The following is a 25,276-nucleotide window of genomic DNA, read 5'->3' as shown; positions in this document are numbered from 1 at the left end:
CGGAGTCGCCACGGGGTTACCCGCTGTGTCGAGTCTTGGCATGTGCCAGCACAACATGACCCGGTGCACGAAACTCATGAGAAAACTGGCGCTAACCGACCAACTGCTTTCGTGAGTGACCGAGTTACCGGAGGATGCGACCATTCGCCCGGGGCGCAACGTTTCACTCCGGGGCAGACCGCCGGCACACACCCTCATCCCCCGCACGCGCGTCTGTTCGCATCGCCTTGACAGCGCTCACCCTTCCGGACCGGCGCACGGTGGTGAACCGGCCGGGACGCGGTGCACCGGCGCGAGCGCCGGTGCACGACGCTACGGCGTCGCGAATATACGGAAGTTGAGAAATCTGACTACCAGGTGGCGACCACCTGGTACCTTTCGGTACAGGCAGCCCCATACATGCCTACTATCACGATATATATGAATTACCTCGAACCATAAGGAATAGGGCAGAGCCCACTTCCAGGCGCCATTTCGATGAGTGTTCGAGTGGCTTCAGGGGCAAGGTCAACCCGACCCGTTTCCCTGGCTGTTGGAGTGCTGCTGTCATGGCTCTTCCGCAAGGTCCCCTGGAGCATCGCTACCGGGGGGAACATCCGGTGCGGACCCTCGCCTACCTCTTCCGGGACGACCGCCTGCGGCTCCTGGTCGCCGTCCTCGCGTTCGTGGTCAAGCACAGCCCCGTGTGGCTGCTGCCGCTGGTCACCGCCAACATCATCGACATCGTGGTACAGCACCGGCCGATCTCCGAACTCGGCACCAACACCGCGGTGCTGCTGGTCGTCCTGCTGCTCAACTACCCGACCCACCTGCTCTACGTCCGCTGCATGCACGGCAGCGTGCGCCGGGTGGGCACCGCCCTGCGCTCGGCGCTCTGCCGCCGGATGCAGGAGCTGTCGATCGGCTACCACGCCCGGGTCAGCGCCAGCGCCCTCCAGACCAAGGTGATCAGAGACGTCGAGAACATCGAGGTCTCCGCCCAGCAGAGCGCGGACACCGGGCTGGCCGCCATCATCACGCTCACCGGCGGCCTCGCCGTGATCGCCTTCCGGGTGCCGTCCGCGCTGCCCGCCTTCGTGCTCGTGGTGCCCGCCGCCGCACTGCTGATCCGTCGGCTCCGCACCCGGTTGCGGAGCAAGAACGCGCAGTTCCGCAAACAGGTCGAACAACTCTCCACCCGGGTGGGCGAGATGACCAGCCTGATCCCCGTCACCCGGGCGCACGGCCTGGAGCGCACCGCCATCGGCCGGGTGGAGGGCTCACTCAGCCAGGTGCTCCGGGCCGGCATACGGCTCGACCTGCTCAACGGGCACTTCGGGGCGCTGGCCTGGATCCTGCTCAACGCCATCGGCATCGGCTTCCTCGCCGGCGCCGCGATGATCTCCTACCACGCCTGGCTGCCGATCACCGCGGGCGACGTGGTCATGCTGAGCACCTTCTTCACCACGCTCACCGGCTCCACCACCATGCTGATGGGTCTGGCCCCGATCATCACCAAGGGTCTGGAGTCGGTCCGCTCGGCCGGCGAGGTGCTCCAGGCCCCCGACCTGGAGGTCAACGCCGGCAAGAACGAGGTCGACGAGGTCAAGGGCCGGCTCCAGTTCGAGCAGGTCACCTACCGCTACGACGGCGAGGGCCCGGCCGCCGTGGTCGACTTCGACCTCACCGTGCCGCCGGGCCAGACCATCGCGCTGGTCGGCGCCTCGGGCGCCGGCAAGTCCACCGTGCTCAACCTGCTGATCGGCTTCATCCGCCCGACCTCGGGCCGCATCCTGCTGGACGGCGCCGACATGAGCACCCTCGACCTGCGCAGCTACCGTCGCTTCCTGTCCGTGGTACCCCAGGAGTCGGTGCTCTTCGAGGGCACCATCACGGAGAACGTCGGCTACGGCATGCCGGACGTGGACACCGCCACCGTCCGGGCCGCGCTGCGGGACGCCAACGCCCTGGAGTTCGTCGAACGGCTCCCCGAGGGACTGGAGACGGTGGTCGGCCAGCGCGGCGCCCGGCTCTCCGGCGGGCAGCGGCAACGCATCGCCATCGCCCGGGCGTTGATCCGCGACCCGCGCATCCTGGTGCTGGACGAGGCCACCTCGGCGCTGGACACCCGCTCCGAGGCGCTGGTGCAGGAGGCGATGGACCGGCTGATGCGCGGCCGGACGGTGTTCGTGGTGGCGCACCGGCTCTCCACGGTCCGGAACGCGGACCGCATCGTGGTGCTGGAGCACGGCCGGATCTCCGAGATCGGCACCCACGCCGAACTGCTGCGGCGGGACGGGGTCTACGCCCGCCTCCAGGCGGGTCAGATCACCTGACCCGCCCGGCGGGGCCGGGCCCGGCTCAGCTGGGCCCGGTCTCCGTCACCTCCCCGTCCGCCACCTCCAGCCAGCGGGTCAGGCCCAACTCGCGCAGGAACGGCACGTCGTGACTGGCCACCAGGAGCGCGCCGCGGTAGGCGGTCAACGCCGAGGTCAACTGCCGCACGCTGGCCAGGTCGAGGTTGTTGGTCGGCTCGTCCAGCAGCAACAGCTGCGGGGCGGGCTCGGCCAGCAGCAACGCGGCCAGCGTGGCGCGGAACCGCTCCCCGCCGGAGAGGGTGCCCACCAGCTGGTCCGGGCCGTCCTTCCGGAACAGGAAGCGCGCCAGGTGGCCCCGCACCCGGTGCGGTTCCGCCGACGGCGCCAGGGCCCGCACGTTGTCGGCGACCGACAGCGCGCCGTCGAGCACGTCGAGCCGCTGCGGCAGGTACCGCAGCGGGACGTGCGCCCGCGCCTCGCCCGCGGTCGGCGCCAGCCGGCCGGCGATGGTGTTCAGCAACGTGGTCTTGCCCGCGCCGTTGGCCCCGACCAGGCCGATCCGCTCCGGGCCGAGCACCGAGAGCTCCGCCCGGGTGCCGTTGCGCAGCTCCAGCTCCCGCAGGGTGAGCACCCGGCGCCGGCCGGGCACCGCGGTGTGCGGCAGCTCCACCCGGATCTCGTCGTCCTCCCGGACGGCGGCCTCCGCCTCGCTGAGCCGCTCCCTGGCGTCCGCCAGCCGCTCCTCGTGCAGGATCCGGTGCTTCCCGGCGGACACCTCGGCGGCCCGCTTCCGCGCCCCGGCCACGATCCGCGGCAGGCCGGCGGTCTCGCCGGCCCGCCGGCCGGCCCTGGCCCGGCCGGCCAACTTGTCGTGCGCCTCGATCAACTCCCGCTTCTGCCGCCGCACGTCGGCCTCGGCCGCGCGCACGCCCCGTTCGGCGGCCTCCTGCTCGACGGCGAGCGCCTCCTGGTAGGCGGCCAGCGTGCCGCCGAACCTGACCACCTGCCCGTCCCGCAGGTCGGCGACCTGGTCGACGTGCTCCAGCAGCTCCCGGTCGTGACTGACCACGACCAGCACGCCGCGCCAGGCGCGGACCGCCGCGTAGAGCCGCTCCCTGGCCCGCAGGTCCAGGTTGTTGGTCGGCTCGTCCAGCAGCAGCACGTCGGGCCGGCGCAGCAGCAGGGCGGCGAGCCGCAGCATCACCGTCTCGCCGCCGGAGACCCGGCCGACGGTGCTGTCGAGATCGACGTGGGCCAGCCCGAGCTGGTCCAAGACGGCGCGGGTGCGCTCCTCCACGTCCCAGTCGTCGCCGAGCGCGGTGAAGTGCTCCTCGGCCACGTCGCCCGCCTCGATGGCGTGCAGCGCGGCGCGCGCCCGGTCGATGCCCAGCAGCCGGTCGACCGGCTCCTCGGTGTCCAGGGTGAGGCTCTGCGCCAGGTAGCCGATCTCGCCCTCGGCCCGGACGGTGCCGGCCAACGGGGTCAGCTCGCCGGCGATCAGCTTGAGCAGGGTGGACTTGCCGCTGCCGTTGACGCCGATCAGACCGGTGCGGCCGGGGCCGATCGCCAGGTCGAGGCCGTCGAAGACGCGGGTGCCGTCAGGCCAGTCGAAGACCAGTCGCTGGCAGGTGACGTGCGTGGTTCCGGTGGACATGGAGCCTCCGTGGGTGGACCGGCCGCGCAGCGCCTGGCGCCCGGCCGGAGTGGGTTGAGAGACCACAGGGAGACACCGGGCCCGAGAGGGAGCACCGAGTGACGGGGAAGTCCACCAGCGTCGAAGCGACTGGTCGAGAGGGGAATCCCGAAACTTCCGAGGTCATCCGCGGGGAGCTGGGCGCTCGTGCGGGCCGCGCGCGAAGGGCGGCTACGGCACGAACCCACCGGGCTCGCGGTGTCATGACCTCAGATGTTCAACGGATCTCCCGACGTCGACGACAGAGACGTCGGCGAGTGTAACCAGCGGTGGGGGGGCCGGGCAACCGGGGTGCTCCCCCGGGCCCGGCCCGCCCACCACGAGGCCCCCGCCGGCCGGGCCCGGCCGGCGGGGGTGGGGCGTCGCTACGCCTTGCGCGCGGCCATCCGGGCCCGCCGGGCGGCGAGCCGCTCGTCGAAGACCCGCGCCTCGGCGTCCAGGCCGCCCAGGAAGCTGCCCAGCTCGTCCTGCGCCTTGAGGCCCTCCGGGCCGAGCCCGCTGACCTCCATCACCTTCAGGTAGCGCAGCACCGGCTGGAGCACGTCGTCCAGGTGGATGCGCAGGTTGTAGATGCCGCCGATGGCCATCCGGACGGCGGCCCGCTCGAAGCCGGGGATGCCGTGTCCCGGCATCCGGAAGTTGACCACCACGTCCCGCACCGCGCACATGGTCTGGTCCGGCGCGATCTCGAAGGCCGCGCGGAGCAGGTTGCGGTAGAAGACCATGTGCAGGTTCTCGTCGGTCGCGATCCGGGCCAGCAGCCGGTCGCACGCCGGGTCGCCCGACTCGTGGCCGGTGTTCCGGTGCGATATACGCGTGGCCAGCTCCTGGAAGGCTACGTAGGCCACGGAGTGCAGCATGGAGTGCTGGTTGTCCGACTCGAAGCCCTCGGACATGTGGGCCATCCGGAACTGCTCCAGCTGGACCGGGTCAACCGCGCGGGTGACGAGCAGGTAGTCGCGCAGCACGATGCCGTGCCGGCCCTCCTCCGCCGTCCACCGGTGCACCCAGGTGCCCCAGGCGCCGTCCCGCCCGAAGATCGAGGCGATCTCGTGGTGGTAGCTGGGCAGGTTGTCCTCGGTCAGCAGGTTCACCACGAGGGCGGTGCGGCCGACGTCCGACACCTTGGACTGTTCGAGCGCCCACGGCTCGCCGTCGAACGGCCCGTCGAAGTTCCGGCCCTCGCTCCAGGGCACGTACTCGTGCGGCATCCAGTCCTTGGCCACCTTGAGATGGCGGTTCAACTCGGTCTCGACGACCTCCTCCAACGCGTAAATCAGCCGGGCGTCAGTCCAGTCGCCAGATCTACCGGTGGGGTGGGCTGGGTCGAGGGTCACATGATCTCCCGCGCGCTTCCAAGAGTACTTACGACACCGTAGGTTACGGCACCGTAGGTTGTTACTCGCGCGTCTGGCAAGGTTCTGCGTGCCAACTCACACCCGAAACGGCCAGGGCCGCCTGGCCCTGGCCGTTTCGGAACGCGTCAACTGACCGCGGCGGATTGGCCCTTGTCAGCGACCCCGGCGCTCGGGGCGGACCAGGCCGGCGCGCCGCAGCGCGTCCGCCATCGCGCTGTTCGCCGGCGGCGTGGCCCCCGGCCGCTGCCCGCCGCCACCGCCGCCACCGCGGCGCTGGCCGCCACCGCGCGGCGCGCCGCCCCGGCGGTCGCGCTGCCGCGGGGCGCCGCGGTCGCCACCGCGCTCGCCGGACCGCTCACCCCCACGGTCCCCGCCCCGCTCGCCGCCGCCGGGCTCGTCGTCCAACCGCAGCGTCAACGAGATGCGCTTTCGGGGGACGTCCACGTCCAGCACCTTGACCGTGACGATGTCCCCCGGCTTGACCACCTCGCGGGGGTCGGAGACGTACTTCCTGGACATCGCCGAGACGTGCACCAGACCGTCCTGGTGCACCCCGACGTCCACGAAGGCGCCGAAGGCGGCCACGTTCGAGACCACGCCCTCCAGCACCATCCCCGGCGTGAGGTCGCCGAGGGTCTCCACGCCCTCCTTGAACCGGGCGGTGCGGAACGCCGGGCGCGGGTCCCGGCCCGGCTTCTCCAGCTCGCCGATGATGTCGGTGACCGTCGGCAGGCCGAAGGTGTCGTCCACGAAGTCGGCCGGGCGCAGCGCGCGCAGCGCCTTGCCGTTGCCCAGCAGCGAGGCCACCTCGCCGCCGGTGGCCTTCACCATGCGGCGCACCACCGGGTACGCCTCCGGGTGGACCGCGGAGGCGTCCAGCGGGTCCGCGCCGTCCCGGATGCGCAGGAAGCCGGCGCACTGCTCGAAGGCCTTGGGGCCCAGCCTGGGCACCTGGCGCAGCGCCGCGCGGCCGGCGAACGGGCCGTTGCCGTCGCGGTGGGCCACGATGTTCTCCGCGAGGGTGGTGCCGATGCCGGACACCCGGGCGAGCAGCGGCACGGACGCCGTGTTGACGTCCACGCCCACGCCGTTGACGCAGTCCTCGACGACGGCGTCCAGCGAGCGGGAGAGCTTCACCTCGGAGAGGTCGTGCTGGTACTGGCCGACCCCGATCGACCTGGGGTCGATCTTGACCAGCTCGGCGAGCGGGTCCTGGAGGCGGCGGGCGATGGAGACCGCGCCGCGCAGCGAGACGTCCAGGTCGGGCAGCTCCCGCGCGGCGTAGGCGGAGGCGGAGTACACCGAGGCGCCGGCCTCGGAGACCACCATCGTGGTCAGCTTGGCGTCGCCGAGCCGAGCGACCAGCTCGCCGGCCAGCTTGTCCGTCTCCCGGGAGGCGGTGCCGTTGCCGATCGCGATCAGCTCGACCCCGTGCGCCTGGACCAGCGCCGCCAGGGTGTCCAGCGCCTCGGCCCAGCGGCGCCTGGGGGCGTGCGGGTAGATCGTCTCGGTGGCCGCGACCTTGCCCGTGGCGTCGACCACGGCGACCTTGACTCCGGTGCGCAGGCCCGGGTCCAGGCCCATCGTGGCCCGGGTGCCGGCGGGGGCGGCCAGCAACAGGTCCCGCAGGTTGGCCGCGAAGACCGCCACCGCCTCGTCCTCCGCCTGGGTGCGCAGCCGGGACCGCAGGTCGATGCCCAGGTGCACCAGGATGCGGGTGCGCCAGGCCCAGCGGACGGTCTCGGCGAGCCAGGCGTCGGCCGGCCGGCCGCGGTCGGCGACGCCGAAGCGGTGTGCGATGGCCCGCTCGAAGGCGGACGGGCCGGCGGCCGGCGAGCCGGCCTCGCCCTCCCCCGGCTCGGGCTCCAGGGTCAGCTCCAGGACGTCCTCCTTCTCGCCCCGGAACATGGCCAGCACCCGGTGCGACGGCAACTCGGTGAACGGCTCGGCGAAGTCGAAGTAGTCGGCGAACTTGGCGCCGGCCGTCTCCTTGCCCTCCCGCACCCGGGCGACCAGCCGGCCGCCCCGCCACATCCGCTCGCGCAGCTCGCCCAGCAGGTCGGCGTCCTCACCGAACCGCTCGGTCAGGATGGCGCGGGCGCCGGCCAGCGCCGCGTCGGCGTCCGCCACGCCGCGCTCGGCGTCCACGAACGCGGCGGCGGCCGCGGCCGGCTCCACCGTCGGGTCGGTCAGCAGGCCGTCGGCCAGCGGCTCCAGGCCCGCCTCGCGGGCGATCTGGGCCTTGGTGCGGCGCTTGGGCTTGTACGGGAGGTAGATGTCCTCCAGCCGGGCCTTGGTGTCGGCGGCCTGGATCCGGGCGGCCAGCGCGTCGTCCAGCTTGCCCTGGGCGCTGATCGACTCCAGGATCGCCGCCCGCCGCTCGGTCAACTCCCGGAGGTAACGCAGCCGTTCCTCCAGGGTGCGCAGCTGGGTGTCGTCCAGCGCGCCGGTGGCCTCCTTGCGGTAACGGGCGATGAACGGCACCGTCGAACCGCCGTCCAGCAGCTCGACCGCCGCGCTCACCTGCCCCTCCCGGACGCCCAGCTCCTCGGCGATCCGGCCCTCGATGGACCGGCCTGCGACGGGCTCGTTCACGATCTCGCTCCGCTTTCCCGGCGCGCCCTGCGCCGCGCTGAGCATTGTGGCAGGCGGGACTGACAGTCACCCGGAGAGGCGCGCCCGCCGCGCCGGCCGGCGGGCCGGCCGCGCGGGGACCGGCCGCACCGCGCCGAACGCGACCGGAACCGCGTGGCCTCTGGAGCCGCGCGCCGCACGGCGCTACGCTCGGCCGGACACGGCGCGCGGGACCGGCCCGGTACCAACCCGGGATCGGGCTGGGTGCGAAGGAACGCGCCCTCGCCCACCACCGGTTCTCCCGATGTCGATCACAAACGCAAACCCAGCCCGGCAAACTGAGGGTTCGTCACTTCGGCTACATCCGTGAGTGATATGAACGGCACACGTGCAGCTGAATTCTTTGCGGACTGCCACACGTGAGGGCAGGGTGCGAGACATAACGCAGCGCAGTCATGCCCCTGACTCCCGTGCGGCAACCGGAGGGTTCACCGATGCTTACCAGTACCACCAGCGACGCGACCGGCGCCCGACCGCGCTGCCACAACTGGCTGTTGACGGCCCGTCGGGAGGACCTGGCGCGCTTCCGACGGCTGGCGTCGACGGCGATGCGGGAGTGGGGTCAGCCGCCGCGGGTGATCGAGGTGGTCCTGCACGGGGTCACCGAGCTGCTCTCCAACGTGGCCCGTCATGTCCAGGACCCGCGCTGCCGGTTGGAGCTGGCCGTGGTGGACGGCGCGGTGCGGGTCGCGGTGCACGACCGCTCGCCGGTGCTGCCGACCATCACCCTGCCGGACTGGACGGCGGAGGCGGGCCGGGGCCTGTGGCTGCTGCGGGAGATGACGGACGACCTGGGCTTCGAGACCACCGAGGACGGCAAGTCCGTCTGGATCCGGGTCAGCGCCGACCCCCTCGGCTGACCCGGACCGCGCGCCCACGCCCCCCGTGGGGCGGCCCCCTGAGGGGGCGGGTGGGTGGGCGCGCGGCCGGGGTCACATGGCCATGCCGCCGTCGACGCAGATGACCTGGCCGGTGATGTAGGAACTCTCGTCCCCGGCCAGGAAGGCGACCAGTCCCGCGACCTCGTCCGGGTTGCCGAAGCGGCGCATCGGGACCGGGTCGAGGCGCTTGGGGTCGTCCGCCATGTCCTGCGTCATGTCGGTGGATATCAGCCCGGGCGCGACCGCGTTGCAGCGCACGTTGCGCTCCGCGACCTCCTTGGCGATGGTCTTGGTCAGGCCGATCAGCCCGGCCTTGGCCGAGGCGTAGTTGGCCTGCCCGGCGCTGCCGAAGACGCCGGCCACCGAGGAGATGTTGATGATCGAGCCGCTGCGCTGCCGGATGAAGCCGAAGTAGCAGCTCTTGATGAAGTGGAAGGCGCCCTTGAGATTGGTGTTGATCACCGCGTCGAAGTCCTCGCCGCGGATGGAGGCCGCCAGCCCGTCCCGGATGATGCCGGCGTTGTTGACCAGCACGTTGACCGGGCCCAGGTCGCCGGTGACCGCCTTGACGGTGGCGGTGACCTGGTCGGCGTCGGCCACGTCGCAGCGGTAGACGGCGGCGGTGCCGCCGAGCGCCTCGATCTCCCGCTGGGTGTCCTTGGCGCTGCCCTCGTCGTTGGCGTAGACGACGGCGACGGTGGCGCCGTCCCGGGCCAGCCGGATGGACATCGCGCGGCCCAGGCCCCGCGAGCCGCCGGTGACGATGGCGACCCGCCCGGCCAGCGGACCGGTGGTCACGAGGCGCTCCCGGCGGCGATGATCCGGACGATGTCGCCGATGCTCTTGGCGTCGGCGAAGCTCACCATCGGCAGCGAGACCCCGGCCTGCTCCATGGTGTCGGTGATGATGTCGGCCCGGTCGATCGAGTTGGCCCCGAGGTCCCGCAGACTGTCCTCCAGGGTGATCCCGCTGGTGTCCACGTCCGGGATGATCTCGGCGAAAACCGAAGTCAGGATGGTGAAGATTTCTTCCTGGGTCATGACGTTTCTCTCTGTTCCGCTTCTCGTGACTCGTGTTCTCGCTGTCCTTCGCCGTCGCCGGCTCAAGTGCCGTAACGGTTCAGGACGAGGTCCCTGACCTCGGGCTGGTGCAGGGTCTGTGCGTGCATCGCCAGCTCCTGCTCGATCACCGCGGGGAGTTGCTCGCGCAGCTCCCGCACCAGGTGGTCCTTGAGGACCACGAGGGACCGACGCGGCTTCTCGGCGAGGTTGCCGGCCAGTTCGAGCGCGGCCGGCAGCACCTCGTCGCGAGGCCGTACCGGGAACGGGACGCCCCGTTCGGCCAGTTCGGTTCCCCGGAAGGTGCGGCCGGTGAGCAGGAACTCCTGGGCCAGGGCCAGCCCCAGCTTGGCGGGGAAGATCCGGGTGGACCCGAAGCCGGGGGTGAAGCCGAACTTCATGAAGTTCGCCGTGTAGACGCTCTCCCGGGAGAAGATCACGAAGTCGGCGAAGAGGCCCATGGACAGGCCGCCACCGATGGCGTGCCCCTGCATGGCGGAGATCACCGGGATCGGGCAGTCCAGGGCCAGCGAGTAGGCGCTGGGCACGCCCTCCGGCTGGAAGGTGAAGGTGCCCTCCTGGATGCCGAGCAGCGCGTCCCTGGTGCCGCCGGAGCAGAAGTAGGTGCCGTAGCCGGTCAACACCACGGCCTTGTACCGCTCGTCGGCCGCGACCCGGGTGAACGCCTCGCCGAGGCCGGCCAGCAGCGCGTCGGTGAAGGTGTTCTTGTGCTCCCGGTCGGCCATCACGATCTGGGCGACGCCGGGGAGCGGCTCGGTGACGGTGACGACCTGGCTCACACCCACTCGTACTCCCGGTGGAACTCGTTGATCCGCTTCAGCAGCAGCACGCCCTTGCCGCGGATGGACTCGATCACCTCGGGGATGATCTCGTGGTCCAGCTCCACGTTGCGGGTGCCGAAAGCGACGGTGTCGTTCTCCTTCATCAGCCGCAGGTACTGCTCCATGCTCAGCTGGTAGCGGTCGTCCAGCCGGGCGTCCACGTCGATGGCGCGCACTCGGCGCTGGCTGTCGGCGGTGGCGACGCCGCTGTAGAACTCGGAGCAGCAGCCGGAGCCGTAGGAGAAGACGCCCAGTCGGCGCGGGTCATCGAGGTCGGCGTGCGCGATGGTGCCGAGGATGTTGAGGAAGACGGTGCCGCCGAAGATGTTGCCGACCCGCTGGCAGTAGGAGAGCCCGGGCAGCACCCGGCGTTGGAAGTCCGCCTCGATGGCCGGGCCCCTCGCCTTGACGACGCGGCGCATCATGGACCGGTGGGCGCCCTTGACCATGCCGCCGAACGGGGTGTGGAAGGACAGGTAGTCGAAGGTCGAGGCGTAGTCGACGCCGTCCACCTTCTTGGCGTAGTCCTTGAACGCGCCCTCGCAGCAGTCCAGGTAGGACATCAGCGACAGGTCGGCGTCGCCGGCCTCGCTGTCCGGCATCGGCCGGCAGGTGTCCATCACCTCGTAGCCGTGGTAGCCGTTGGCGCCGGCGTCCACGGCGAAGATGTGCGGGGTGTCGCTGACCAGGATCGCCATCGCGCCGGCGCCGGCGCTCGGTTCGGCGAACGACCAGTCGGCCTGGTCGTCCTCGGTGACGTCGCCGGTGCCGAACCGGGCCAGGTCGGTGGTGATGACCAGGGCCTTGGCGCCCGGCGCGACCTGGGAGAGCACGAAGTTGACCGCGGTCTGGAAGCCGGCGGTGCCCGAGTAGCAGGCGTTCTTGATCTCGAACAGCCGGCAGTCGCGGCGCAGTCCGAGCAGGTCGTGCGCGTAGGTGCTGAGCGACTTGCCGAAGTCGATGCCGGACTCGGTGCAGGTGACCAGCAGGTCGATCCGGTCCCGCTCGTCCTGCGAGAGGGCGTCGACCAGCGGCTTGGCGGCGTTGACGGCGAAGGAGACCGCGTCCTCGTAGGGCAGGGCGTAGGACTTCTCCCGCATGAGCAGGTTCTCGAACCGCTCGTTGTCCAGCCCGCGGTACTCGGCCAACGTCTGCACGTCGAGATAGGCCGAGCCGCCGTAGAAGTTGATCGCCTCGATGCCGGCGATGGGCCGTTCCATTGCGTTTCTCCTCAGGTTCGCGTTCCCGCCGGTCATGACGGGTCCACCCCGTCCAGCAGTTCCTCGCGGATCAGGGCCAGCAGTCGGCGCTGGGACTGGTTCGCGTCGATGAACTGGTGGTCACCTGCCATGGTGTGCAGGGCGAAGGGGCCGGTGGTCAGCCCCTCCCACAGCTTGGTCTCCGCCGAGGCCACCCAGTCGTCCACGCCGTGGAAGGCGGTGACGGGCGCGGAGAACGTCTCCTCGGGATCGTAGGTGTAGCGGTCGATCAGGCTGCACGCGGCCAGCAGTTGCGGCAGCGTCGCCCGGGTCTCCACCTCGCCGTAGCTCCAGGCGTCCCCGTAGGCGCGGACGACCATGTCCACGGCCTCCGGGTCGTGCCGGATCTCCTCGTAGGTCGGGATGCGGGTCATGCCGTGCTTGACGACCTCGTCGAGGATGTCCTGGATGCTCGGGTTGGGGACGCTGGGCGCGGCGAAGCCGGAGACGAAGGTCCGCACCAGCCGGGCGTTCGCGTTGTGGTTGAGCCGGTGCGCCAGGCGGAACGAGAAGAGCGCGCCCCAGCTGTGCCCGAAGGTGGCGCACGGCAGGTCGAGCAGCGCCGGGTCGATGACCCGCTCCATGGTCTCCATGAAGGCGTCGAGGTCGGTCGGCGGCAGCTCGTCGAGCCGGTTGGTGTCCATGCCGGGCAGCATCACCGCGCAGACGTCGATCTCCGGGCCGAGGATGTCCTGCCACTCGTCGAACAGGTCCGCGTTGCGGTAGCCGTTGGGGAAGCAGAACAGACGGACCCTGGCGGCCGGCTTGGGCGCCGGGTCGTGGCGGTAGATCCAGTGGCCCGGGGTCAGGTCGCCGTCGTAGGGCTTGGTCTGCGCCTCGCGCTGGGTGCCGGTGCCGCCGGGGAGCAGGTCGGTCAGGTGGTCGGCCAGGCCGCGCAGGGTGTCGGACTGCACCAGGTCGGCGAACGAGATGTCCAGGCCGAGCAGCGTGCCGGTGCGGTTGAAGAACCGCAGGCCGGTCATCGAGTCCAGGCCGAAGTCGCCCATCTCCTGGTCCGGGCCGATCTCGTCCGGCTCCAGCTCCAGCACGTGGGCCAGCAGCCGGCTGAGGTACTCCAGCAGCAGCTCCCGCTTGCGTTCGGCGTTGGCCTGGCCGTAGCGCTGGAGGAAGTCCCGGTCCTCGGCGTCCTTCTCCAGCGTGGCGGCGTCCATCATGGCCTTCAGCTCGCCGAGCTTCCGCTCGTCGAACTCCTTGAGCCTGATGTGGCCGACCGAGACGACGGTGGCGCCGCTCTCCTCGACCAGCCGGATGCGGCCGGTGATCTCGCCGCGCTCGGCGTCGTAGCCGGGCATGGCCACGCTGGCGAACAGCCGCCCGCTGCCGGACCGGGGCCGCAGCAGCACGTCGTCCAGCTCGGCGACCATGTACTTCTGGCCCTTGGGGGTGTGCTCGACGACGACGTAGTTGCAGGTCTGCGCGCAGCTGTCGAGGACGCCCGGGTGGAAGCCGAGGGCGTAGGAGCGGCGGCCGGTCTCGCCCTCCGCCTCGGCGAAGCCGACGAGCACCTCGTGCTCGGCCCGCCACCAGGCGTCGTCGACGAACCGGACGGCCGGGCCGAAGTAGAAGCCGCGGTCCGCCTCCAGCGGCTCGTAGAACTCCTCTCGCGGCACGTGCCGGCCGCCCTCCCGGGCGCCGGCCACGTCCAGCCGGCCGGGACCGCCGCCGCCGGTGCCGTCGGCCGGCTCCACGGTGCCGGAGACGTTGAGGCTCCAGTGGTCGGCGTCGACGGCCTTGCTGTGGAACTGGAAGTCGAACGCGCCGGGCGTGTCCTCGCTGGGGTCGAGGACCAGCAGCACCTCCTTGGTCTCCTCGGCGAAGACCATGATGGGAGTGGCGAACCGCATGCCGCGCACCCGGCTGGGGCGGTCGCCGTGCCGCTCGACCAGCACGCCCCGCAGCATCTCCAGGTAGTAACCGACGTGCACCACGCCTGAGTTGTCCACCAGCTCGGGGAAGTTGCGGTGCGCGAAGGTGTACCGGTACTGCTTCTGCCGGATCGGCAGGTTCAGCTCCTCGCGATGCAGGCCCTCGCGGCGCAGCCGGGCGGTCAGCCCGTCGGCGTCCGGCTCCTCGGCCGAGTGCGCCAGCCAGTGCCGGGTGGGCTCGAACGGGAAGTTCGGCAGCATCACCTTGCGCCGGCCCTGGGCCGCGTAGTGGGTGCGCCAGTCCAGCGCGGAGCCCAGGCACAGCAGCCGGGCCAGCACCCGCAGCAGGCCCTCCAGCGCGTCGGCGTCGGCGGCCGGGCGGAGCACCACGACGTCGTCCCGCTCCAGCACCTCGGCGGCGCGCGGCGCGCCCAGCTCGACGAAGAACCGGTAGCCCTGCTCGTACAGTTCGGCCAGGCCGGCGTCGTAGCGGATGGGCGCGGTCAGCGCGTTGTCCTGGAAGTCGGCGCGCAGCGCGGCCGGCCGGTGCTCGGCCCGCAGGGAGTGCGGCGACTGGTAGCGGCTGCCCGGCTCGCGGTAGTCGGCGCCCTCGACCGCCGCCCGCCAGGCGGCCTCCCGGCCCTGGTAGGCGGCGGACGGCCAGCCACCGGCCGGCTCGGGCACGATCTCGGCGCCGGCCTCCGCCAGTGCCTCGGTGACCAGCTCCAGCGCGTCCGGCGCGCCGGAGATGACCCGCTCCGCCGGCCCGTAGACGGCGGACTGGTGGACGTGGCCCGACCAGTCGCGCAGCACGCCGTCGAACACCTCGCCGGCCAGCAGCACCCGGGCGAAGGCGACCGGCTCGCCGGTGGCGGCCACCGCCTGCCGGGCCAGCTGGTGCCGGGCCGCGTCGGCCAGGTCGAGCACCCCGGAGACCACGGCGGCGACCAGCGAGCCGGTGCGCTCGCCGAAGGTGATCTCCGGCGCCACCCGGTAGGCGGCCAGCAGCCGGCTGAGCGCGTACTCGGCGGCGAACAGCCAGTTCTCGGCGGCCTGCGGGGTCGCCGGGGTGCCGCCATCGGCGGCGAACGCGGCGGCCTGCGGGCCGTGCGGCGCGCCGTCGAAGTGCGCCAGGCACTCGGTCAGCGCGTCCTGGAAGACCGGGAAGAGCCGGGCCAGCGCGCGGGCGGTGGCGAAGGTGCCGGCCGCGTCGTCGCCCGCCGCGCCGGGGAACAGGAAGGCCAGCTTGGGCTGGATCTTCTCGTCGGTCAGCGCCGCGTAGGCCCGGCCGCCGGCGTGCGTGGTGTACAGGGTCCGCCTGGCGTTCCAGCGGTCCCGGCCGTGGCTGCTGCCCAGGATGACGGAGGTGTCCGAGTAGAGGCTGCCCTCCTTCTCGTGGGCGTCCATCACCGCCCGGAAGCCGTCGCGGAGTTCGGCCGCGCTGCCGCCGAGGAAGACCGCGCGGTGCGCGAAGGCGGTGCGGCAGGCGTTGGCCGTGAAGCAGAGGTCCTCGACCGGCACCTCCGGGTGCCGGGCCAGGTGCTCGTCGAAGCGGCGGATCTGCCGGACCAGCTTCTCCTCGTCGGTGGCGGTCAGCGTCAGCAGCGAGGCGGTCAGCGCCGGCCGGGCCGGCCCGGCGGCCGGCTCGGGCGCGGCGGCCGGCGCCTCGGCGAGCACCAGGTGCGCGTTGGTGCCGCTGAACCCGAACGAGCTGACCGCGGCGTGCCGCGGCCGGTCCGGCAGCGCGGGCCAGGACTGGGTGCTGCGCGGGAACACGAACGAGTCGCTGACCGGCGCGATCCGCGGGTTGAGTTCGCCGAGCCCGGCGATCGGCGGGATCTGCCCGTGGTGCAGGCAGAGCACCGTCTTGATCAGGCTGGCGATGCCGGCGCCGGCCTCCAGGTGGCCGATGTTGGCCTTCAGCGCGCCCAGCGTCAGCCGCCGCGAGGGGTGGCCGTACACCTGGTGGATCGCGTCGATCTCGATCGGGTCGCCGAGCAGCGTGCCGGTGCCGTGCGTCTCCAGGTAGTCGACCTGCTCGGCGGCGACCCCGGCGTTGGCCAGCGCCCGGGCCAGCACGGCCCGCTGGGCGCGGCCGTTGGGCATGGTCAGGCCGCTGCTCTCGCCGTCGTTGTTGACGGCGCCGCCGCGGATCACGGCGTAGACGGTGTCACCGTCGCGGCGCGCGTCGGCGAGCCGCTTCAGCACCACCATGCCGACGCCCTCGCCGCGGCCGTAGCCGTCGGCGGTGGCGTCGAAGGGCTTGGAACGGCCGTCCGGGGCCAGCGCGTTCATCGCGCAGAGCGAGGCCATCACGCCCGGCGCCAGCATCATGTTGACGCCGCCGGCCAACGCCATGTCGCAGTCGCCGCGGCGCAGCGCGTCCACCGCGAGCTGCGGGCCGACCAGCGAGGACGAGCAGGCGGTGTCCACGGACAGCGCCGGCCCGTTCCAGCCGAAGGCGTAGGAGACCCGCCCGGAGGCGATGGAGGAGGTGGTGCCGGTGCCGATGTACTCGTTGACGTCGGCGGAGTCCCGGACCAGCTGGGCGTACTCGGAGTTGCTCGATATGCCGAGGAAGACGCCGGTGGTGCTGCCGCGCAGCTCCTCCGGGTGCTGCCCGGCGTTCTCCAGCGCCTCCCAGCAGACCTCCAGCAGCTGCCGCTGCTGGGGGTCCATGGCGTTCGCCTCCAGCGGCGAGATCTTGAAGAACCGGGCGTCGAAGGACGCCACGTCGCGGTCCAGGAAGTTGCTCTGCCGCACGTACATGGTGCCGGGCTGGCTGCGCGAGGGGTCGTAGGTCTCCTCGACCGACCAGCGGTCCTCGGGCACCTCACGGACCCCGATGCCGCCCTCGGTCAGGAACTCCCAGAACCGCTCGGGGGTGTCGCAGCCGCCGGGGAAGCGGCAGGCCAGGCCGACGACGGCGACCGGTTCACGGGACGCGGTCCGCTCGCTCTCCAGCTGGCGGCGCAGGTTCTGGATGGTCAGGACCGACTGCTTCAGCACCGCGGTGGTGCTGCTCTTGGGGCGCTCACTCATGAGACATCAGTCCCTCGTTCTCGCTCAGCTCGATTTCCTTCCGCAGCAGGGCGACGAGCTCGTCCTCGCCCATGGCGTCGATGTCGGACGGCACCTCTTCGACGCCCTCGACCAGCGCCTCGGCCCCGGCCTCGGTGGCCACGGCGGCCTCGGTGACCTCGGCGGCCCGGCCGAACTCGGTCTCCGGCCCGATCGGGAGGGTGCCGGCGACCGCGTCCTCGGGGACGGCCAGCAGGCTGGTGATCTTCTCGATGTCGCCCTTGATGCTGACGACGTGCGGGTGGTCCAGGCCGGCGGCGGCGCGCAGCGCCGACCAGCCCTCCGGGCCCTCCAGCACGACGGTGCCCAGCCGCTCCCGCATCCAGCGCAGCACCGCCTCGCTGGTCTCCATGCCGCCGCTGCGCCAGAACGACCAGTTGACGGAGAGGGTGTGGCCAAAGCGCTCGCCGCGCTCCCGCAGCCGCTCGCGGTACTCGGCGAAGGCGTCCAGGTAGCCGTTGGCGTAGCAGTAGTCGCTCTGCCCGAAGTTGCCCAGCACCGCGGCGAGCGAGGAGAAGAGCACGAAGCACTCCAGCGGCTCGTCGCGCAGCGCCTCGTCCAGGTGGCGGGTGCCGAACACCTTGGCCTGGAAGACCTCGGCCATCTCCTCGGGGCGCTTGTGCTGGATGGCGCTGTCGCGCAGCGCGCCGGCCGAGTGGAGCACGCCGGTGATCCGGCCGTAGCGGGCCCGCACCTCGGCGACCAGGTCGGTGACGGCCTTCCGGTCGCCGATGTCGGCACGCAGGTAGACCGCCTCGGCCCCGCCGACGCTCAACTCGGCCAGCTCGGCCAGCCGTTCCTCGGTCGCCTCCCGCCGGCCGACCAGCACCACCGTGGCGCGGTGCTCCCGGCACAGGTAGCGGGCGAACAGCCCGGCCAGGCCGCCGGGGCCGCCCGTCACCAGGTAGACGCCGCCGTCCCGGAACCGGGGCGCGGCGGTCTCGATCTCGCCGGCCGGGACCGGCGCGAAGGAGCGGGTCAGCCGCCGGCCGCCGGCGTAGGCCAGCTCCACGTCCTGCTCGGGCCGCTCGAACTCGGCGAGCAGCGCCTCGGCCAGGCCGGCCTCGTCGACCTCGGCGTCGGTGAACTCGACCGTCTTGTAGACGAACGACGGGCTCTCCATCCGGGCCGCCCGCACGAAGCCGCCGAGGCCGCGGTTCTCCGGTGCCGCGGCGCCGTCGGGGTGCCGGGCCACGGACAGCAGCCGGACCCGCTGCCCGGCCAGCCGGGCCAGCACGGCCTGGCTGAGCGCGGTCAGCGCGTAGACGCCCTGGCGCAGGGCGTGTTCGATCCGCTCGGGCGCCGGGTCGGACTCGGTCGCCGACCAGTGGTGGATGATCCGGTCGACGGTGACGTCCCGCTCGGCCAGGGTGGCGAGCAGCGCCTCGTAGTCCTCGCGGTGGGTCGGGTCGAGGGTGAACTCGTCGGTGCCCGCCGCCCGCAGGCCCCGCTCGCCGGGGCGCACCAGCACTACCCGGGCCGGCCGGCGGTCGGCCGGCTGGGCGGTCAGCGCGGCGCGCAGCCGGTCGCCGGTGTCCAGCAGCAGCACGGTGCCGCCGGCGACGGCCTGGTCGGCGTCCTGGTCGGCGGGTGACCAGCCGCGGGTGAAGAGCCAGACCGGGGCCTCCGCGCCGGTGGGGACGTCGGCGTCGGCGGCCGGCCCGGCCGCGTCCGCCGGCCGGTCCAGCAGGTCCAGGACGTAGGCGGCGACCTCGTCGATCGACGGGTAGTTGAAGAACAGCTGGAGGTCGAGTTCGAGCCCGAGGAGGCGTTCCAGCAGGCTGTGGGTCTGGGTCGAGGTGATGGAGTCCATGCCGAGCTCGAAGAAGCCCCGGTCGGTCTCCGGCAGTTTGCCCTCGGCGAAGCCGAGCAGCACCGCGATCCGGCGCTGGAGGTAGCCGGTCACCAGGGCCGGCCGGTCCTTGTGGAAGGCGTCGGCCAGCTGGTCCAGGAACTCCCGGTCCACCCCGTCGGGTTCGGCCGCCGCGGTGGCGGGGCCGGCCGGGCCGCCGCCGGCCTCGGCCGCGGCCGGCGCGGCGGCGACGGCCCGCAGCGGGGACTCGTACAGCCAGTAGGTGTCCCGCTCGAACGGGTAGCCGGGCAGCGGCACCCGGCGTGCGCCGAGGCCGGCCCAGCGCGCGTCGAAGTCGACGTCGTCGCCGGCCACGAAGCGCTCGCCGGCCTCGTCCAGCGGGCCGGTCGTGCCGCCGTCGGCGACGAACGCCCGTAGCCGGGCCAGGAGTTCGGCGTGGTCGGCGACGAGGAAGGCGGTCCTGGCGCGCAGCGCCCGGCGGCCGGTCTGGAGGGTGAACGCCAGGTCGGCCAGGGCCGGCGGGGCGGCGGCCGCCTCGCCCTCCAGGTAGGAGAGCAGGGTGGCGGCGACCCGGCCCAGCGCCTGCGGGTCCCGGGCGGACAGCGGCACCAGCCAGGGGCCGGCCTGCTCGGTGGCGGGCCGCTCGGGCGCGACGTACTCCTCCAGCACCAGGTGGGCGTTGACGCCGCCGACGCCGAAGGAGCTGACGCCGGCCCGCCGGGGCTGGCCGGCCGCGGGCCGCCAGGGCTCGTTGACCAGCTGGACCCGGAACGGGGTGCGCTCGAAGTCGATCTCCGGGTTGAGCCGCTCGGAGTTGAGCCGGCTCGGGAAGAGGCGGCCCTCCCGCATCTGGAGCAGCACCTTGGTGACCTGGGAGACGCCGGCGGCGGCCTCCAGGTGGCCGATGTTGGACTTCACCGAGCCGATCGCGACGTGCCGCCCGTCGTCCGGGAAGCCGTCGAACGCGGCGCTGAGCGCCTCGACCTCGATGGTGTCGCCGAGCGAGGTGCCGGTGCCGTGCGCCTCCACGTAGCTGATGTCGCCCGGCGCCACCCCGGCCCTGGCCAGCGCGGCCCTGACCACCTCGGCCTGGGCGACCGGGTTGGGAACGGTGTAGCCGTTGGTCTTGCCGCCGTGGTTGACGGCGGTGCCCTTGATGACGCCGTGGATGTGGTCGCCGTCCGCCTCGGCCTGCCGCAGCGGCTTCAGGAACAGCGCGCCCACGCCCTCGCCGGGGACGTAGCCGTTGCCGCCCTCCCCGAAGCTCTTGCAGTGCCCGTCGGGCGCCAGGAAGTTGAACATGCCCAGCGTCAGGTACTTGCTGGGGTGCAGGCTCAGGTTGACGCCGCCGGCGATGGCGGTCTCCGCCTCGCCGTGCCGCAGTGCCTCGCAGGCCAGGTGGATGGCGTAGAGCGAGGACGAGCAGGCGGTGTCGACCACCAGGCTCGGGCCGCGCAGGTTCAGCAGGTAGGAGACCCGGTTGGCGACCGAGTACAGCTGGGAGTCGATCGGCACGTCCTTGCCGGCGGCCAGCTCGGCCGCCCCGTGCAGCCCGTACTCGTTGAAGGTGACGCCGGCGTAGACGGCGACGTTGGCGCGCCGGTCGCCGGCGTTCGGGTCGGCGAGCGCCTCCGGCCGGTAGCCGGCGTCCTCCAGCGCGTGCCAGACCGCCTGGAGGAAGAGCCGCTCCTGCGGGTCCATGTAGGCGGCGGCGCCCGGCGAGAGGTTGAAGAAGGCCGGGTCGAAGGCGAACGCGTCGTCCAGGAAGCCGCCCCACTTGCAGGCCAGGTCCGGGAACTCGCGGTGGTCCCAGCGGTCGGCTGGGATCTCGCTGATGCTGTCCAGGCCGTCGGCCAGGTTGGCGGCGAACTGGGTCAGGCTGGCCGCCCGCGGGTAGCGGCCGCTCAGGCCGATGATGGCGATGTCGCCGACGTCGCCGACGTCCGAACCGCCGCGCGGGGCGACCACCGGCCCGGGGGCGGGCACGGACGCGGCGGGGGCGACCGGCGCGGCCAGGTCGGCGCGCAGCTGCTCGCCGCGGGTGCTGGCCAGGTGGTCGGTGAGCGACTCCAGGTCCTTGTAGGTGAAGAGCAGCGAGGTCGGCAGCGTGCCGTAGCGGCGCTCCAGCACCCGGTTGAGCTGGGTGATCCGGATCGAGTCCATCCCGTAGTCCTCGAACGAGGTACGGGGCCGCAGCCGGTCGACGGGTATCTGGAGCACTTCGGAGAACGACTGCTTCAGGTCGGCCAGCACCAGCTCGCGCACGTCCCGCGGGTCCTCGACGGCCGGCGCCGCCGGCGGGGCGGCCGGGATCGCGGGCGCCGCCGGGGCCGCCGCCGGGGTGGCCTGGCCGGCCAGCGGGGCGGGCAGCGCCCAGGCCGGCACCAGCGGGTCGTCGGGGCCGACCGGCACGATCCAGTGCGTCTCGCGGGCGAACGGGTAGGTGGGCAGCGGCAGTCGGCGCGAGCCGGTGTGCTCCCAGGCCGCCGGCCAGTCCACCTCGGCGCCCATCACCCACATCTCGGCGGCCTCGTCCAGCCGGCCCTCGGCGAGCAGTTCGCGGGTGTAGCGCTGGGTCACGTCGTGCCGCAGCAGGGAGTGCACCCGCCGGTCGTGGTCCTCGGCCGAGCCGTGCCACACGCCGGCCGCCGTGCGGTCGCCCGCCAGGTGGGCGCGGAGCCGCTGGCGCAGCTCGTCCAGGCTGGCGGCGCGGACCGCGAGCCGTTCGGCCATCGCCTCCCGGCCGGTCTGCAGGGTGTACGCCAGGTCGGCGAGGGAGACCTCGGGGGCGGCGGCCGGGGCTTCGACGGCGGGCGCGGGGGCGCCGCCCGGGGTGCCGAGGGCGAGCAGGTAGGCGGTGGTCTCCTCGACGGTGGGCCGCTCGTAGAGCGCCTCCACCGGGAAGGCCAGGCCCAGCCGGTCCCGCAACCGCTCGTGGCAGGTGGCCAGTTCGAAGGCGCCAAGCCCCTGGTCGGGGTAGCTCTCGTCGTCGTCCACGTCGCTGGGGCGCAGCCCCAGGGCGGCGGCGACGGCGGCCCTGGTCTCGGTCCGCACCCGCTCCTCGGTCAGCGGCTCGGCGGCGTCCGCCGGGGCGGGCGCGGGCGCGGGGGCCGGGTCGATGCGGTCCAGCAGGCGCCGCACCACGCCGGTCAGGCCGGCCGCGTCGCGGGCGGAGAGCACGATCAGCCGCTCGGCCGGCGGCGCCGCCGACGGGGTGGGCGGCGGCGCCTCCTCCAGCACGAGGTGCGCGTTGGTGCCGCCGGCGCCGAAGGCGCTGACCGCCGCGCGGCGCGGCAGCTCGCGCCCGTCGGGCGCCACCGGGGCGGCCCAGTCGGCGAGTTGCCGCTGCACGACGAACGGGGTGCCGGTGAAGTCGATCAGCGGGTTGAGGGTCGCGGTGTGCAGCGAGGGCGCCAGCTGGCGGTGCCGAAGCTGGAGGATGACCTTGGTGAGGGCGGCGATGCCGGCGGCCGACTCCAGGTGGCCGATGTTGGACTTCACCGAGCCGATGGCGCAGAACCCGCTGTCCCCGGTGGTGCGCCGGTAGGCCCGGGTCAGCCCGGTGATCTCGATCGGGTCGCCCAGCGCGGTGCCGGTGCCGTGCGCCTCCACGTAGGAGACGTCGCGGGCCTCGACCCGGGCGTCGGCCAGCGCGTCGCCGATCACCTCGGCCTGGGCCGCCGGGTTGGGCACCGAGTAACCGCTGGTCCGGCCGCCGGCGTTGACGGCGGAGCCCTTGATCACGGCGTGGATGTGGTCGCCGTCGGCCAGCGCCCTGGCGAGCGGCTTGAGCAGGAGGGCGCCGACGCCCTCGCCGGGGACGTAGCCGTCGCCGCCCTCGCCGAAGGCGCGGCAGCGGCCGTCGGTGGAGAGGAAGCCGCCCTGGCTCAGCTGCACGTACTTGGCCGGGTGCGACATCACGTTCACCCCGCCGGCCAGCGCCAGTTCGCAGGCGCCGGAGCGGATCGCGGCGACCGCCTGGTGCACGGCGACCAGGGACGACGAGCACATGGTGTCGACGGTCATGCTCGGCCCGTGGAAGTCGAAGAAGTACGACACCCGGTTGGCGACCGAGGCGTAGGAGGAGTTGCCGTTCAGCCAGCCGCCGTGCTTCTCGGTGGCGAGCAGCTGGTAGAGGCCGAACATGACGCCGGCGAAGACGCCGACCTTGCGGCCGGCCAGCGTCTGGGGGGCGTAGCCGGCGTCCTCGACGGCCTGCCAGGAGGTCTCCAGGAAGAGTCGTTCCTGCGGGTCGAGGAACTCGGCCTCGGCCGGGGAGATGCCGAAGAAGAGCGGGTCGAAGTGCTCGATGCCGTCGAGGAAGCCGCCCCACCGGCTGTAGGAGGTGCCGGGGCGGCCCTTCTCCGGGTCGAAGAAGGGCGCCGGGTCCCAGCGGCGGGCCGGGACCTCGGTGACGCTGTCCACGCCCTGCCGCAGGTTCTCCCAGAAGGCGTCCGGGTTCGCGGCGTGCGGGTAGCGGCCGGCGAGGCCGATGACGGCGATGTCGCGCTCGTCGGCGGCGGGCGCGGCCGGCCGGTCCACGGCCGGGGCCGGGGCGGCGGGCGCGGCGGGCGCGGCGGCGGCGGGCGCGCCGCCCGGGGTGGCGGCCCGGCTGCGGGCCTGCAGCAGCGCCCACTTGCCGGAGCCGGCGGTCCTGGCCGGCTGGCCGGCCGCCGCCTCGGGGGCGGCGGCCGCGGGGGCTTCGGCGGCGGGCTCGGCGGCGGGGCTCGGCGCCGGCGCTTCGAGGCCGAGCACGGCCCGCAGCTGGACGCCCTTGGCCGTCACCAGGTGCTCGGCCAGCTCGTCCACGCTGTCGTACTCGAAGAACAACGTCTTGGCCAGCGGCCCGAGTTCGTTCTCCAGGTCCTGGGTCATCCCGATGATCATGATCGACTCGACGCCGTACCGGCCGAACGAGGCGTCGGTGCGGATCTCGTGGGTCGGCAGCTTGGTGAACCGGGACACCAGCCGGACCAGGTACTCCCTGGTCCTGGTGCGCAGGATCGGGTCCACCGCGCCGTCCGCCGAGCCGTCCGCCGGCTGCCCGGCGCCGGCCGGGGCGGCGGCCGGCTCGGGCGCGCCGCCCAGCAGCCGCCAGGTGCGCTCCTCGCCCTTGACGACGAGCACCTGGGGCACCTCGCAGGCCAGCGCGTCGAAGAACGCGGCCACCCCCTCGGCGCCGGTCAGCGGGTGCAGGCCCAGCTCGGTCCTGGCCCGGTCGGCCGAGCCCTCGGCGGCCTCGCGCGCGGCGCTCTCCCCCCACAGCGGCCAGCCGACCGCCAGGCTCCGGCCGGCCCGCAGGCCGCGCCGGCGCAGCTCGTCGCGCTCCCGCGCGAAGGCGTCCAGGTAGGCGTTGGCGAAGCCGTAGTCGGCCTGGCCCAGGTTGCCGATCGTGCCGGCCAGCGAGGAGAACAGCGCGAAGAAGTCCAGCGGTTCGCCGGCCAGCGCCTCGTCCAGCAGCCGGGCGCCGCGCACCTTGGCGGCGAGCACGGCCGCCGCCTCCTCGTGGGTCTTCTTCAGCAGGAACGAGTCGCGCAGCACCCCGGCGGAGTGCAGCACGCCGGTCAGCGGTCCGAACGCCGACCTGGTCTCGCGGAGCAGGGTGGCGACGCCGTCGGGCGTGGCCACGTCGGCGGCCAGGTAGCGCACCTGGGCGCCGGCGGCGGTGAGTTCGTCGACGGCCGCCCGCCCCGGGGCGCCCAGCGGGCGCCGGCCGGTGAGCACCAGCCGCACCGCGGCGCGGCGGGCCAGCTCGCGGGCGAAGACCAGGCCGAGGTCGCCCAGCCCGCCGGTGATCAGGTAGGTACCGCCGGCGCGCACGGCCGGGCCCGCGCCGGGCGCCGGCGCGGGCAGCGCGCGCAGGCCGCGCACGGCGCGCTGGGCGCCGTCGTGCCGGACCGCCACCGCCGGGTCGCGCCGGTCGAACTCGGCCAGCGCGGTCGCCACGGCCTCCTCGACGGGCCGCGGGCTCAGCAGCACGGACCGGAAGTGGAAGGTGGGCTTCTCCAGTTGGACGACGCCGGCGAACGCAGCGACCGCCGCGTGCTCGGGGCGCGGCCCGGCCGGGCCGGCCTCCGCGACGTGCAGCAGCCGGATCTCGTGCGCCGGCCGGCTAGCCAGCAGTTCGCGGGTCAGGTCGTGCAGCAGGAAGTACTCCCGCTCGGCGGCCTCGGCCGCCGCCACTCCCCCGCCGGCCGACTCGTCGGCGCCGGCCGCTCGCCACAGCAGCAGGCGGTCGGGCGGGCCGCCGTCCCGCAGCGCCGCCGGCAGCCGGTCGGCGGACCGCACCACGTCGAGCGTGGTGCCGGGCTCGCGGGCGGCCAACGCCGCGCGGACCGCCCGCTCGACGGCCTCGTCGGTGGCCAGCAGCAGGACGCGGCCGCCGCCGGAGGGCGCGGCGGGCGCCGCGCCGTCCGGCTCGCGGGCGGGCTGCCACTCGGGGGTCCAGTACCGGACGTGCTCGCTCATATCCTC

Annotated in this window: 11 protein-coding genes; 2 read left to right on the top strand and 9 right to left on the bottom strand. The window is 73.2% G+C overall.

Going from position 1 to position 25,276, the window contains the following annotated elements:
• Positions 1-548: 548 nt before the first annotated feature.
• On the top strand, positions 549-2,315 hold the full coding sequence (locus RM844_RS18905) for an ABC transporter ATP-binding protein (RefSeq protein WP_311668451.1): 1,767 nt from the start codon (positions 549-551) through the stop codon (positions 2,313-2,315).
• 25 nt (positions 2,316-2,340) lie between these two features.
• Here RM844_RS18905 and RM844_RS18900 read toward each other — a convergent pair whose 3' ends face one another.
• From RM844_RS18900 to RM844_RS18890, 3 genes are all read right to left on the bottom strand, one after another.
• Complete coding sequence (locus RM844_RS18900; RefSeq protein ID WP_311668450.1) at positions 2,341-3,951, bottom strand: ABC-F family ATP-binding cassette domain-containing protein; 1,611 nt, start codon at positions 3,949-3,951, stop codon at positions 2,341-2,343.
• A gap of 404 nt (positions 3,952-4,355) precedes the next feature.
• On the bottom strand, positions 4,356-5,327 hold the full coding sequence (locus RM844_RS18895; protein WP_311668449.1) for an acyl-ACP desaturase: 972 nt from the start codon (positions 5,325-5,327) through the stop codon (positions 4,356-4,358).
• 174 nt (positions 5,328-5,501) lie between these two features.
• Positions 5,502-7,988, bottom strand: a complete 2,487-nt coding sequence (locus RM844_RS18890; protein ID WP_394814547.1) for a Tex family protein — start codon at positions 7,986-7,988, stop codon at positions 5,502-5,504.
• Positions 7,989-8,416: 428 nt separating this feature from the next.
• Here RM844_RS18890 and RM844_RS18885 point away from each other — a divergent pair, with 428 nt between their 5' ends.
• Positions 8,417-8,842 (top strand): ATP-binding protein, encoded by a 426-nt coding sequence (locus tag RM844_RS18885; RefSeq protein ID WP_311668447.1) that lies wholly within the window; start codon positions 8,417-8,419, stop codon positions 8,840-8,842.
• Between the two features lie 72 nt (positions 8,843-8,914).
• Here RM844_RS18885 and fabG read toward each other — a convergent pair whose 3' ends face one another.
• From fabG to RM844_RS18855, 6 genes are all read right to left on the bottom strand, one after another.
• Positions 8,915-9,661, bottom strand: coding sequence for a 3-oxoacyl-ACP reductase FabG (fabG, locus tag RM844_RS18880; protein WP_311668446.1), 747 nt, complete (start codon positions 9,659-9,661; stop codon positions 8,915-8,917).
• A complete protein-coding gene (locus tag RM844_RS18875; protein WP_311668445.1) occupies positions 9,658-9,903 on the bottom strand; it encodes an acyl carrier protein in 246 nt (81 codons plus the stop codon). Before RM844_RS18875 ends, fabG begins: the two co-directional genes overlap by 4 nt.
• A gap of 62 nt (positions 9,904-9,965) precedes the next feature.
• The gene (locus RM844_RS18870) at positions 9,966-10,721 is read right to left on the bottom strand and encodes a polyketide synthase (RefSeq protein ID WP_311668444.1); all 756 of its coding nucleotides are present in this window, start codon (positions 10,719-10,721) and stop codon (positions 9,966-9,968) included.
• Positions 10,718-11,983 carry a hydroxymethylglutaryl-CoA synthase family protein gene (locus RM844_RS18865; RefSeq protein ID WP_311668443.1) on the bottom strand — a complete coding sequence of 422 codons (1,266 nt, stop codon included), beginning with the start codon at positions 11,981-11,983 and terminating at the stop codon, positions 10,718-10,720. Before RM844_RS18865 ends, RM844_RS18870 begins: the two co-directional genes overlap by 4 nt.
• Before the next feature lie 32 nt (positions 11,984-12,015).
• Entirely contained in the window at positions 12,016-16,950 is a 4,935-nt protein-coding gene (locus tag RM844_RS18860; RefSeq protein WP_311668442.1) for a polyketide synthase, read from the bottom strand.
• Entirely contained in the window at positions 16,943-25,270 is an 8,328-nt protein-coding gene (locus tag RM844_RS18855; protein WP_311668441.1) for an SDR family NAD(P)-dependent oxidoreductase, read from the bottom strand. The genes RM844_RS18860 and RM844_RS18855 overlap by 8 nt, the downstream gene beginning before the upstream one ends.
• Between the last annotated feature and the right edge of the window lie 6 nt (positions 25,271-25,276).

Source organism: Streptomyces chisholmiae, assembly GCF_031845445.1.
Lineage (GTDB): Bacteria > Actinomycetota > Actinomycetes > Streptomycetales > Streptomycetaceae > Streptomyces > Streptomyces chisholmiae.
Note: the sequence above shows the minus strand (reverse complement) of the source record. Positions and strands in the feature narration are given on the sequence as shown.

Coding starts and splice junctions, on each gene's coding strand:
- RM844_RS18900 (WP_311668450.1), bottom strand. CDS start 3,951: ATGTCCACCGGAACCACGCACGTCACCTGCCAGCGACTGGTCTTCGAC.
- RM844_RS18885 (WP_311668447.1), top strand. CDS start 8,417: ATGCTTACCAGTACCACCAGCGACGCGACCGGCGCCCGACCGCGCTGC.
- RM844_RS18875 (WP_311668445.1), bottom strand. CDS start 9,903: ATGACCCAGGAAGAAATCTTCACCATCCTGACTTCGGTTTTCGCCGAG.
- RM844_RS18890 (WP_394814547.1), bottom strand. CDS start 7,988: ATGCTCAGCGCGGCGCAGGGCGCGCCGGGAAAGCGGAGCGAGATCGTG.
- RM844_RS18865 (WP_311668443.1), bottom strand. CDS start 11,983: ATGGAACGGCCCATCGCCGGCATCGAGGCGATCAACTTCTACGGCGGC.
- RM844_RS18855 (WP_311668441.1), bottom strand. CDS start 25,270: ATGAGCGAGCACGTCCGGTACTGGACCCCCGAGTGGCAGCCCGCCCGC.
- RM844_RS18905 (WP_311668451.1), top strand. CDS start 549: ATGGCTCTTCCGCAAGGTCCCCTGGAGCATCGCTACCGGGGGGAACAT.
- RM844_RS18860 (WP_311668442.1), bottom strand. CDS start 16,950: ATGAGTGAGCGCCCCAAGAGCAGCACCACCGCGGTGCTGAAGCAGTCG.